Source organism: Serratia sp. CC22-02 (assembly GCF_900182895.1).
GTDB lineage: Bacteria > Pseudomonadota > Gammaproteobacteria > Enterobacterales > Enterobacteriaceae > Serratia > Serratia nevei.
Genome location: NZ_FXUD01000004.1, coordinates 298,277 through 310,441, shown reverse-complemented (window position 1 = coordinate 310,441; position 12,165 = coordinate 298,277). Strand labels below are relative to the sequence as shown.

Annotated in this window: 11 protein-coding genes; all 11 read right to left on the bottom strand. The window is 59.1% G+C overall.

Going from position 1 to position 12,165, the window contains the following annotated elements:
• Positions 1-14: 14 nt before the first annotated feature.
• The 11 genes from QOL81_RS16140 to arnB all read right to left on the bottom strand — a co-directional run bounded on the left by QOL81_RS16140 (position 15) and on the right by arnB (position 12,070).
• Positions 15-1,457, bottom strand: coding sequence for a protein adenylyltransferase SelO (locus QOL81_RS16140; RefSeq protein ID WP_060419205.1), 1,443 nt, complete (start codon positions 1,455-1,457; stop codon positions 15-17).
• Positions 1,458-1,717: 260 nt separating this feature from the next.
• Complete coding sequence (locus tag QOL81_RS16135; protein WP_060419207.1) at positions 1,718-2,449, bottom strand: EAL domain-containing protein; 732 nt, start codon at positions 2,447-2,449, stop codon at positions 1,718-1,720.
• A 512-nt stretch (positions 2,450-2,961) separates the two neighbouring features.
• Positions 2,962-3,975: a lipoate--protein ligase gene (gene lplA / locus QOL81_RS16130; RefSeq protein ID WP_060419209.1), complete on the bottom strand. Its 1,014-nt coding sequence runs from the start codon at positions 3,973-3,975 to the stop codon at positions 2,962-2,964.
• Positions 3,976-4,034: 59 nt separating this feature from the next.
• Positions 4,035-4,499 carry an NlpC/P60 family protein gene (locus QOL81_RS16125; RefSeq protein ID WP_016927954.1) on the bottom strand — a complete coding sequence of 155 codons (465 nt, stop codon included), beginning with the start codon at positions 4,497-4,499 and terminating at the stop codon, positions 4,035-4,037.
• Positions 4,500-4,673: 174 nt separating this feature from the next.
• Entirely contained in the window at positions 4,674-5,066 is a 393-nt protein-coding gene (gene arnF / locus QOL81_RS16120) for a 4-amino-4-deoxy-L-arabinose-phosphoundecaprenol flippase subunit ArnF (RefSeq protein WP_019456018.1), read from the bottom strand.
• Entirely contained in the window at positions 5,063-5,407 is a 345-nt protein-coding gene (arnE, locus tag QOL81_RS16115) for a 4-amino-4-deoxy-L-arabinose-phosphoundecaprenol flippase subunit ArnE (RefSeq protein ID WP_060419210.1), read from the bottom strand. Before arnE ends, arnF begins: the two co-directional genes overlap by 4 nt.
• Positions 5,404-7,068, bottom strand: coding sequence for a lipid IV(A) 4-amino-4-deoxy-L-arabinosyltransferase (gene arnT / locus QOL81_RS16110; RefSeq protein WP_060419212.1), 1,665 nt, complete (start codon positions 7,066-7,068; stop codon positions 5,404-5,406). Before arnT ends, arnE begins: the two co-directional genes overlap by 4 nt.
• Entirely contained in the window at positions 7,065-7,970 is a 906-nt protein-coding gene (arnD, locus tag QOL81_RS16105; RefSeq protein WP_147840229.1) for a 4-deoxy-4-formamido-L-arabinose-phosphoundecaprenol deformylase, read from the bottom strand. Before arnD ends, arnT begins: the two co-directional genes overlap by 4 nt.
• Complete coding sequence (gene arnA / locus QOL81_RS16100) at positions 7,967-9,949, bottom strand: bifunctional UDP-4-amino-4-deoxy-L-arabinose formyltransferase/UDP-glucuronic acid oxidase ArnA (RefSeq protein WP_060419724.1); 1,983 nt, start codon at positions 9,947-9,949, stop codon at positions 7,967-7,969. The genes arnD and arnA overlap by 4 nt, the downstream gene beginning before the upstream one ends.
• Entirely contained in the window at positions 9,949-10,929 is a 981-nt protein-coding gene (arnC, locus tag QOL81_RS16095) for an undecaprenyl-phosphate 4-deoxy-4-formamido-L-arabinose transferase (RefSeq protein ID WP_033642884.1), read from the bottom strand. Before arnC ends, arnA begins: the two co-directional genes overlap by 1 nt.
• Complete coding sequence (gene arnB / locus QOL81_RS16090) at positions 10,916-12,070, bottom strand: UDP-4-amino-4-deoxy-L-arabinose aminotransferase (RefSeq protein WP_060419214.1); 1,155 nt, start codon at positions 12,068-12,070, stop codon at positions 10,916-10,918. The genes arnC and arnB overlap by 14 nt, the downstream gene beginning before the upstream one ends.
• Between the last annotated feature and the right edge of the window lie 95 nt (positions 12,071-12,165).

The following is a 12,165-nucleotide window of genomic DNA, read 5'->3' as shown; positions in this document are numbered from 1 at the left end:
GCCCTTTTTTCATCTCAGCTGGAGCAGGAAATCTCCAGATGTTTGCCCCAGTCCGGCGGCAGCACGGCGAGATCGTCATATTCCGGCGCATCGTCGAACGGCCGCAGCAGGGCCTGATGCAACCGCTGCAAACGGCCCACGTCGTCTTGCTCCGCGTCTTCAATCGCCTGCTGCGCCAGATAGTTGCGCAGGATCAGGCGCGGGTTCACCGCCTTCATCGCCCGTTGCCGCTCCGCATCGCTCACCTGCTCCTGCTGCAAACGCTGACGATACTGCTGATACCAGGAATCGAACGCCGCGCGGTCGATAAACTCGTCGCGCAGCGGCGACTGCGCCTGTTGCTGTTCAGTGTCGCTCAACAGGCGGAACGTGCGGGTATAGTCCCGCCCTTCCTGCGCCATCAGGCTCAACAGCCCGGTGAGCACGTCATTGTCCTGCGCCGTCGGCGTGAAGAAGCCGAGTTTAGCGCGCATCTGTTCGCCGTAGGCGCGCATCAGCGCCGGTTCATACGCCGCCAGCGCCTGCTGCAGCTGTTCAGTGGTCATCAGCCCCGACAGGGTCTGCGCCAGGCGATGCAGGTTCCACAGCGCCACCGCCGGCTGATTGTCGAAGGCGTAACGCCCCTGATGGTCGGAGTGATTGCAGATATAACCGGGCTGATAGTCATCGAGGAAGCCGTAAGGGCCGTAGTCAATGGTGATGCCGAGAATCGACATGTTGTCGGTGTTCATCACGCCGTGAGCGAAACCGACGGTTTGCCAATGGGCGATCAGGCGCGCCGTCCGTTCCACCACGTCGGTAAACCACAGCAGGTAACGTTCAGCCTGATCCTGCAGCTGCGGCCAGTGACGGGCAATGACGAAATCCGCCAACTGCCGCACCTGCTCCGGCTGTTTGCGGTAGTAAAAGTGCTCGAAGTGGCCGAAGCGCACGTGGCTTTCCGCCACCCGCATCAGCATGGCGCCGCGTTCCGGCTGCTCGCGGAACACCGGCTGCCGGCTGGTCACGATGGTCAACGCCCGGGTGGTCGGGATCCCCAGATGATGCAACGCCTCGGAGGCCAGAAACTCGCGGATCACCGAACGCAGCACCGCGCGGCCGTCCCCCATACGCGAATATGGCGTCAGCCCGGCGCCCTTCAGGTGCCAGTCGCGGTGGCTGCCGTCCGCCAGGACCTGTTCGCCCAGTAAAATGCCGCGGCCATCCCCCAGCTGCCCGGCCCATACGCCAAACTGGTGGCCACTGTACACCTGTGCCAACGGCTGCATGCCGGGCAGCAGCGTTTCTCCCGCCCAAATGGGGGTTTTATCCTGGGTAAACCAACTTTCATCCAGCCCCAGCTCGCGCGCCAGCGGCTCGCTGTGGTACAGCAGGCGCGCATCCTTGAGCGGCGTCGGGTTCAGGGCGGTGTAGAAACCGGGTAACTGTTGGTAGTAAGCGTTATCGAACTGCGGCATAGGCCCTCCGTTTCAGCGTAGTGTAGAGCCTGGACGGGCGGATTAACACCGAAGGAATGCAGGGAGAACGCATCCGCCTGTCACCAGGACGGATGCGGGGAGTTTGGCGTTTCCACTTGGCGGAGGAAACGCGGTTTAACGTGGGCTGACAAAACGGTGTCATCAGCCAAAAAACGATGGCGAATAACGGCGACGGAATCACGGCAAACATCACCCCGCGCATTATTTACCTCATTGTGTGTAGTTTTTTATATCACTTCTTAATTATTGAACTCGCTGGGCTTCGCCAGCAAAGTTTGCAGATTATCCACACCAACGCTGGGCCATAAAAAACCTTGCAGGCCTAAAACACCGGCGTATCTGAGTTTATTAAAGTACTCTTTTTTCTCTATTCCTCCGACGATCACGCCTTTACACAACAGGTTGATATTCTTTAACAACGAGTCGATGACCACGTCATACCCCTGATGGGTAAACAGCTGCCAGTAAAAACGCTTGTCTATCTTTACATAGTCAAACAAACCATCATACAGCGCGGTCAAGGTGGCTTTACCGGAACCGAAATCATCGAGCCACAGCGTAAACATTTCGCTTAATCGCTGCACGTTCGGGTTGTTCTTCCCGGCCGAAAGATTCGGAAAACTCTCACTCATTTCGAATGCAATAAAAGGATATTGCCTGATCCATTGGCACAATGCCGGATCGGAAAGAATAAGTTCGACGATGGTTTCTTCGATATTGATGGTCAACTGCACGCTGTTACCGGTAAACCAGCCCGCGTGCCGCTCCGCAAGTTTCAATTGCTCATTAAATAACTCAATCCTTTGTTCAGGCGCCAATAAATTAATCCCAATTTCGGCCGGCATGGCTAAATCACCGTCGGGACTGTTGAAACGGCTCAACATTTCCACCGCCAACAGCCTGCCCTCCATTGAGTAAACAGGTTGAAAAACATAGCTACTAATAAAGTCAGCTTCGAGTTGGATGTTCATTTTAATGCCACAGGATGAATGGCTAGCGTATCATCGTATATCAATATATTTTATCGATCAATCCTTCTGGGATTAATCGGAAATATCAATGCAAATACCCATGAAATATCATTTAATTGATAGATTAAAGCTATACGACAATCGCGAAAGGCGCAAAAGAAAAGCAGCTGAACTTATGCCACCTTTCTCGCCTAACGCGTGATATGAAAAGGTATTTGGCTTAAGTGGATTGGATGACGGGCTAAATTTGACTTATCTCCGTTGTTTTATTTAAGAAAAATCTTAAATAAAGTAAAATAATCTTTCTGCCGTAACGCCGATTTTTCCTGTCGTTAACGATGACTGATTAAATTTAATAACACATCAATTCCGCCCGTTATTCTCAGCATTGAAAACGTAAAAAAATGCCCACCTTGATTTTCAGAAAATCTGCGCTACGCCCCTGCGAAACGTCGATTTCAGCGATAAAAAAAGGGATGAGCACGCTCATCCCCTTCACCATCCCATACCGGCTAACGGATCGTTTCGCTCAGCCATTGCCGCAGTTCGGTCAATTCCGCCGCCTGTTGCGGATAATCCGCCATCAGCCGATCGCAGCAAGCGGCAACGGGCTCGCTGCGATACGCGCAGCCCACCAGCGCTTCCGCCAGCCGTTGCAGCGGGGCGGGATTCAGGCTGTCGGTGAACACCTGCGCGCGAACAATCGTTCCCTTCTCCACGTCGAAGAACAGATCCACGCCGCCCCAGACGAAGCGCTCGTTAAGCAGATGGCTGAACGCCGGCGCCTTGCCGAAATTCCATTCCCAACTGCTCTGTTTGGCGAACTGCGCGGCAAAATCGGGCAAATCGGGGAATACGTCCGGCGAAATGATCTCCGGCTCGGCCGTCTCGCCATAGTGGGCAAAAAAGGCCTGCACGATGGCTTCGCACACCTGTTCATGGCTGATACCCGGCAAAAACTCCGCCAAATTGGCGACGCGCGAACGCACCGAGGTGATGCCCTTGGCCTGCAGCTTTTTGGGATCGGGATTGAGGTAGTCTGCCAGCCGCTCCAGATCGGCGTTCAGCAGCAGCGTGCCGTGGTGGAAACCACGGTCCTGGGTTTCTCGATAGGCCGAGCCGGATATTTTGCGCGGCCCGTCGGCGGTTTCCATCACCAGATCGTTGCGCCCCGACGCGCCGGCCGTGACGCCCAGCTGCCGCAGCGCTTGCAGAATGATGTCGGTCGAGACGCTTTTGTCGTAACCCGGTTTGCCGGCCATAAAGGTGAAACAGGTGTTGCCCAGGTCGTGAAATACCGCCCCACCGCCGCTGCTGCGCCGCGCCAGCCGAATGCCGTCCTGCTCCATGCGCCGGGTGTTGCACTCCTTCCAGGGGTTCTGCGACTGGCCAATCACCACCGTTTCGGCATTGCGCCACAGAAAGAGGATTTTTTGCGTGGTCATCTCGCGGAAGATGCATTCTTCCACCGCCAGGTTAAACCAGGGATCGTAGGAATCGGAGATCAGTAAACGCAGGCTGTTCATGGCAGGCACCGTTCAAAACACGTGATACCGCCATGATACACCAAATCAATAGGTTAAGGCTAAATGCGTCGCGCCTGCCAGTACACCCGCTTCCAGTAGACGTTATCGAGCGAGGAGCGGATCACTCCGCGGCTGGTCGACGCGTGGATAAATTGGTCGTTGGTATCGTAAATGCCGACGTGCAGGCCGTTCTCACCGCCGCCGGTTTTGAAAAACACCAGGTCGCCCGGCATCAGCTCATCACGCGAAACCTTGGTGCCCAGCGAGGTTTGCTCTTCGGTCGAACGCGGCAGCTGCATGTCGAAACGATCGCGGAACGTGCGGTAAACAAAGCCGGAACAATCTACGCCGCCGCGATCCAGGCCGCCGTAACGGTATGGCGTACCGTACCACTGACGCAGTTGCTCGTTGAGCTGGGCCACCACCACGATAGAGTCCGCCAGGCGGCCGCTCGGCGGCGGCGCATGGCTGCTGCAGCCGGCGAGGATCAAACTGGCTAATAAAAACCACACACGCATCCGCATAATATTCCTTCATTGAACACGCTGCCGCATTATGCCAATCGGCACACCACCACCGCCTGCGAGGCGAAGCCGGCACCACGTAAGGAGAGCGCTATTTGGCGTTAATTTATCTCCCGCACGGGGAAAAAGGCAAGCGCCATGAGGGAGATAATAGCAGGATCGCCGGTTTTGACCCTATTCCGGCGATTTTGTCTCGGATTTGCTGTTAATCAGCCAGACGCCGAACAGAATAAACAGCGTGCCCAACGTTTTCAGCAGCGTAGCGGATTCGTTAAACCACGGCAGGATCACCGCCGCCAGATAGACCAGCGCGTAGCTGACGCTCAGCAGAGGATAAGCGCGGTTTAACGGCAGGTGGCGCAGCGCAAAGAACCAACACAGCATCGACAGCGCATAACCGAAGATGCCGCCGCCCACCGCCAGCAGCGGCAGCCAGTAGTCGCCGATCAACGCCAACGAGACGTCGGCGAACGACATCAGCGGGATTTGCACCATGCCCCACTTCATCAGCAACTGCGCCAGCGTCACCAGCAACACGCTGGCGGCGCCCCAGGCATAGCCCCTCATGAATGCACGCTCATCAGCAGGATCCCCAACATAATCGACGCTACGCCACACCAGTGGCGCACGGTCGTCGGCTCATGAAACAGCCAGCGCGCCGCCAGCGTCACCATCACGAAGTTCAGGCTGAGCATCGGGTAAGCCAGGCTGAGCGGCAGGCGTTGCAGCACATTGAGCCACACCGCCATGCCCAGCCCCAGCAGCAGCACCGCCAGCGCCAGCCAACGCAGCGTCTGCTTCAGCCGCGCTTCGTCCGCCCGCTCCCAACAGTGCGCCGCCTGCTTCTGGCACAGCTGCCCACCGCAGGTGAGCAGGCTGACCACAATCACCAACAGAAAACCCATCATGGTTGCTGTTTATACCACATCAGCACCAGGCGATTCATACGATCTACCTTGTCTGCGGCAGGCAGTTCCTGCGGCAGCGCTTCGCCACGGGACAGCTGCAGCACCAGGGACACATTCCCCTGTTTGCGCGCCTGCGCCAGCCACTGCGGGAAGTCGGCGTCGCTGATCAGGTGGCCTTTGGCGTCCGGATACTCCAGACCATAAGCTACCTCGCCTTTCTGGCTGTACATCAGCACGTCGCTACGCTTCAGTTCCCAGGCCAAACCGGCCGCTACCCCGACGCTGTCGGTCAGCACGTAACGGCTGTCGCCCAGCTCGGCCATCGTGGCGCTCGCGAAGTTCTGCGGCAGCTTGGAATCGGTCACCTGTTGCGGGATGGCGTAGCCGATCACCAGGCACAGCAATACCGGGCAGGCCGCCGCCCAGCGCCATTGACGGCCGTTATCGCGTGCGGAAACCAGCGCGAACAGGAGCCAGCCGCCGAAGGCGATCAGGCCGAGCACCACCTTCGGCCACTCTTGCGCGGTAAACAGATGGGCTTTCGGCAGCAGGCCGGCGCTCAACACCACCAGCGCCACGATGCCGATCAGCCCGAACAGGCCGTTCAGCCAGGCATTGGCCTTGAACAGTCTGGCGCGCAGGGTGGCGGCGTAGTCTTCCGCATAGGCGGTCATCAGCAGCGCCAGCGGCGCCATGCACGGCAGAATGTAGGTCGGCAGCTTGCCTTTGGCGATGCTGAAGAAGATCAGCGGCATCATCGCCCAGCTCAGCAGGAAGAACAGCTCCGGGCGCTGTACGCGTTCGCGCCAGCCCTTGAGCAGCGCACCGGGCAGCAGCGCCAGCCACGGCAGCACCGCCGCCAGCAGGATCGGCAGGTAATACCAGAACGGCGCCTTGTGCTGGGCGTTATCTTCGGCGAAACGCTGAATATGTTCGACCCAGAAGAAGTAATTCCAGAAATCGGGTTCGCGTTGCGCGATCGCCAGCGCCCACGGCAGGCTGAGCAACGTAGCGGTCACGATCGCCACCGGGCCGTAGCACAGCAGATCCTTGATGCGACGTTGCTGGATGACGATCGGGATCACCGCGATCACCGGCACCGCCAGCGCCAGGAAGCCCTTGGTCATAAAGCCCATACCGCAGGCCAAGCCCAATAGCGCGTAGGCGCCCAGCTTGCCTTTGACCGAGGTGGCTTTCAGCGTCAGGTAGTAGCTGACCATCGCCGCCGCCAGCCACAGCGAGATCATCGGATCCAGCACGCTGTAGGTGCCGATGCTGAACACCAGCACCATCGACAGGAATATCAGCGCCGCCAGGCTAGCGCGGCGCGCATTGCGCCACATCAGCATCGCCAGCGCGAACACCAGCAGTGCGGTCATGCCGGTGCTGAACACCGAGCCGAAGCGCACCGCAAAGTTGTTTTCGCCGAACAGCCACTGGCTGATGTTATTGAACCAGTAACCCGCCACCGGCTTTTCGAAGTAGCGCAGCCCCAGCAGGTGCGGCACAACCCAATCGCCGCGCTGCAGCATTTCACGGCTGATCTCGGCATAACGCGTCTCGTCCGGCTGCCACAGCAGGCGGCCGTTAAGCGGGATCAGGTAAACCAGAGCAAAAAAAACGGCCAGCAGAATGGCCCAGGATCCTTTTAGCGCCTTCATGTAACGTCCTTCACATCGGTTTGACAGCCCAGCCAACCTTCGCGGCCGGGGAAAGGAGCACGCTTGATGCGGCCCAACGGCAGTGACGCCAAATCTTGTGGTAACAGCGCGCCAAGCGGACAGAATTCGATGCCCTGCTGCCGTGCGCGTTGCAATAACTGTTCGAACATCGCCGCTTGCGACATGCCTTCCACTTCGGTGTGAATGGTGTACACCGGCACGCCGCGATCGTTCTCGATGGCGCGCAGAATGTAGTCGTTGAAGTCGGCCATGCTGACTTCGCTGCCGATCACTTCGTCGAAGGTCGGCAACGTCACCGGGATCTGCACCGTGCCGTGACGCCCGTCGCTCAGCACCGGACGGAACGGATGGGTGCCGCGGCAATCGCTGTTGTAATGGAAGCCGAAGCGTTGCTTGACCTCCAGCACGCGCGTATCGGCACGCCAGCCCGCCACGGCGGAGCATTTCACCGGCTGGCCGGTGCTGGCGCTCAGGGCATCGACGCCCAGCTGCACTTGTTCGGTCAGCTGCGCCTCGCTCCACTTGCCGACCTTGGCCTGCCACCCCTGGTGATCCCAGGCGTGCAGCCCGACTTCATGGCCGGCTTCGGCGGTGCGCTTCATCAGCGGCCCCAACGCGCGTGAAATGTTGCGCCCCGGCCAGGCGGTGCCGGCCAGCAGAATGTCCAGGCCGTACAGCGAGGCGGCGTTCGAACGCAGCATTTTCCACAGAAATTTCGGACGCAAAAGGCGCCAAAGATGGCGCCCCATGTTGTCCGGTCCCACGCTGAAGAAGAAGCTGGCCTGAATGTCGTACTTGTCGAACAGGTCCAGCAACTGCGGCACCCCTTCACGGGTGCCGCTGAAGGTATCTACATCAACCCGCAGACCGACTTTCTTCATGCATCGTTCCCTTCCTGAACGGTAGTGCGCAGGAAGTAGTCCAGCGTATCGGCGACGGTTTGCTTCATCTCGATGGTCGGCTGCCAGCCCAGCAGGCGGTGAGCGTTCTTGATGCTCGGCGTGCGGTGCTCGACGTCCTGGTAACCTTTACCGTAGTAGCTGCTGCTCTCAACGTCCTTGAAGCCGGCAAACGGCGGGAAGCGGTCGCGCAGCGGGTGGTTGTTGAAGCTTTCCAGCAGCATTTCCGCCAGCTCGCGGATGCTCGCTTCGTTGGTCGGGTTGCCGATGTTGACGATCTGGCCGTCGCACAGGCCGTCGCGGTTCTCGATGATGCGGAACAGCGCTTCGATGCCGTCGTTGATGTCGGTGAAGCAACGTTTCTGCGCGCCGCCGTCCATCAGTTTGATCGGCGAACCTTCCACCAGGTTGAGGATCAGCTGGGTGATGGCACGGGAAGAGCCGATACGCGCAGCGTCCAGGTTATCCAGGCGCGGCCCCATCCAGTTGAATGGACGGAACAGCGTGAACTTCAGACCTTCTTTAGCGCCGTAAGCCCAGATCACCCGATCCAGCAGCTGTTTGGAGACCGAGTAGATCCAGCGCTGTTTGTTGATTGGCCCGACGATCAGGCGCGAATGGTCTTCGTCGAACTCTTTGTCGTCGCACATGCCGTACACTTCTGAGGTGGACGGGAAGATGATGCGCTTGTTGTATTTCACGCAGTCGCGAACGATCTTCAGGTTCTCTTCGAAATCCAGCTCGAACACGCGCAGCGGGTTACGGGTGTATTCGATCGGCGTCGCGATCGCCACCAGCGGCAGCACCACGTCGCATTTCTTGATGTGATACTCGATCCACTCGGAGTGGATGCTGATGTCGCCTTCCACGAAGTGGAAACGCGGGTTGTCGAGGAAACGGCTGATGGCGTCAGAACCGATATCCAAGCCGTAGATGTCGTAGCGATCGTCACGCAGCAGGCGCTCGGTCAGGTGGTTACCGATGAAGCCGTTGACCCCGAGGATCAGCACGCGAGTGCGGCGTTTCATTACGGCGTTCGGCTTGGCGGCCAGGCGCACGTCGGTGACGATGCCCATTTCCTGCGCCAGGCGGCTGCCCTGCACGTACAGGCCGCTGTCGTTCTGACCGGCAACGATCTCCAGCGCGCCTTCGCCACAGGCGATGACCAGCGGCGAGGTGCTCAGTACGGTGCCCGGCTGCTTGTCATGTTGGGTATCCAGCACGCGAGAGCGCCAGACGATCAGCTTGCGCTGGCCGAGGTAGCTGAAGGCACCCGGGTACGGTTCCGTGACGGCACGTACCAGGTTGTTGATCTCTTTGGCGGACTTGTGCCACAGGATCTCGCCGTCCGCCGCGGTGCGACGGCCGAAGTAGCTGGCCTGAGACTCATCCTGCTTGGTGAAGGTGGCGGTGCCGTTCTTCAGCTTCGGCAACTGCTCTTTCAATACGGCCTGCGCGGCTTCCAGCACTTTTTTGTGCAGCGTCAGCGCAGTGTCGCTGTCGGCGATGGTCACTTTCTGCTGACCGACGATGTCGCCGGCGTCCGGGCGTTTCACCATCTTGTGCAGCGTGGCGCCGGTTTCGGTTTCGCCGTTCACCAGCGCCCAGTTCACCGGGGCGCGGCCACGGTAATGCGGCAGCAGCGAACCGTGCAGGTTGAAGCCGCCCTGCGGTGCCAGCGAGAGGATCTCGTCGCTCAGCATGTGGCGGTAGTAGAACGAAAAGATCACGTCCGGCTGCAGGTCGCGAATGCGGTCAACCCACAGCGGGTGGTTCACGTCTTCCGGCGCATAGACCGGCAGATCCAATTCGGCGCCCAAACGGGCCACGGAGGAGAAGAAGTTGTTCTCACCAGGGTCGTCGGTGTGCGTGAATACGGCCTGCACGTCATAACCCGCCTCAGTCAGCGCTTTCAGACCTGCGCAGCCAATATCATGGTAAGCAAATACAATAGCTTTCATCATTCTTCTTCCTGAGTATTGTGGTCCTGCTGTACGCCGACCACTTTCTGAACAAAATAGCGAGGACGTGCGCGCACGTCGGTATAGATGCGGCCGATGTATTCACCCAGTAGCCCCATGCCAACAAACTGGGCGCCGATAAAGGTGAACAGCACGGCGAAGAGGGTGAACACGCCGCCGGCGGCCCATTCAGGACCGAGCAGCAGACGCAGCGCAATCAGCACCAGCGCCAACACAAACCCGGACAGCGCCACGATGCTGCCGACCACGCTGAGCAAACGCAGCGGGGTGGTGGTCAGGCAGGTGATCAGGTCGTACATCAGGTTGATCAGCTTCATCAGGCTGTACTTGGAATCGCCAAACTCGCGCTCGGCGTGACGCACGTCGATCTCGGTCGTGCGACGGGCGAAGGTGTTCGCCAGAATCGGGATAAAGGTGCTGCGCTCGTGGCAGTGCAGCATCGCCTCAACGATGTGACGACGGTAGGCGCGCAGCATGCAGCCGTAGTCCCCCATCGACTTGCCGGTGGCGCGTTGAATCATCATGTTGATCACGCGCGAAGCGCTTTTGCGGAACCAGGAGTCTTGACGGTTGGCGCGCACGGTGCCCACCACGTCATAGCCCTCTTCCGCCACGCTGACCAGACGAGGGATCTCCTCCGGCGGGTTCTGCAGATCGGCGTCCAGCGTAATCACCAGATCGCCGGTCACCTGGTTGAAACCGGCCATGATCGCCGAGTGCTGGCCATAGTTGCGGTTCAGCAAAACGGCGATGACGTGGCTGTCCGGCTTTTCCGCCGCCGCGGTCAGCATGTCCGCGGAGTTGTCGCTGCTGCCATCGTCGACGAGGATGATTTCATAAGGTTGAGATAACTGCTTGCAAGCGGCGGTAGTACGCTCCAGCAACGCCGGCAGACTTTCCTGCTCGTTGTATACCGGGATGACTATCGACACTTTTTTAATCGGTTCAACGCGAGACACGTAAAGACTCCACAACAGAAGACAAGGCATTGACCACGCGATCCACGTCGGCGTCGGTCATATCAGGGAATAGCGGTAAAGTGCATAGCCGCGCCGAGTTCCATTCGGTATTCGGCAAGGAAAGCTGCGGATAACGCTCACGGTAGAATTTCTGGGTATGCGCGGCGCGGAAATGCAGCCCGGTGCCGACGCCAACCTCTTTCAGACGCTCCATCAACCGATCGCGATCGATGCCGCAACGCTCAGGGTCGACGCGCACCATAAACAGATGCCAGGCGTGGTCATGCGGGTAATCCGGCACGCCCAACGGTTGGAACGGCGAGCCTTCCAGCGCGCTCAGGTAGCGCTGTGCCAGCACCTTGCGGCGCGCGTTCAGCTCAGCGAAGCGCGACAGTTGCACCACGGCGATCGCCGCGTGAATGTCGGACAGGTTGTATTTGTAACCCGGCTCCACCACTTCGGCCTGCGGTTTGCGGCCAAGCTGCTGACGATCGAAGGCATCGACGGCCAGACCGTGGAACTTCAGGCAACGCAGGCGATCCGCCAGCGCATCGTCGTCGGTGGCGATCAGGCCGCCCTCGGCGCAGGTCACGTTTTTAATGGCGTGGAACGAGAAAATCGCCGTGCCACGCGCGCCGACCCATTCGCCGTTGTAGCGCGTACCGACCGCATGGGCGGCGTCTTCGATCAAAGGCAGACCGTGGCGTTCGGCCACGGCGCGCAGCGCGTCCATCTGAAGAGGAGCGCCGGCGTAGTGCACCGGAACAATCGCTTTGGTTTTCGGGGTGATGGCAGCCTCGACATCGGCGGCGCTGACCATCAACGTATCACGGTCAACGTCGATCATGACCGGCGTGGCGCCCAGCAGCTCGATCATGTTGAGGGTGGAAACCCAGGTTTGCGAAGGGGTGATGACTTCGTCGCCGGGGCCGATGCCCAGCGCCATCAGCGTGATGTGCATGCCCGCCGTGGCGGAACTGACGGCGATCGCATGCTTACAGCCGAAGGTGGAACAGAAGTCGCTTTCCAGCTGCTGGTTTTGCGGCCCGGTGGTGATCCAACCGGAACGCAACACTTTCTCTACCGCGGCGATTTCTTCATCGCCGATGGCCGGACGAGAGAAAGGTAAAAATTGATCCATAGTTAACCCCAAACGTATCGAACTGCTTTTGATGACACTGTAAATCCCTTTCGTTTAACGGATATTAAACGCCAGAGAAGAATCGTTTCCGTGGA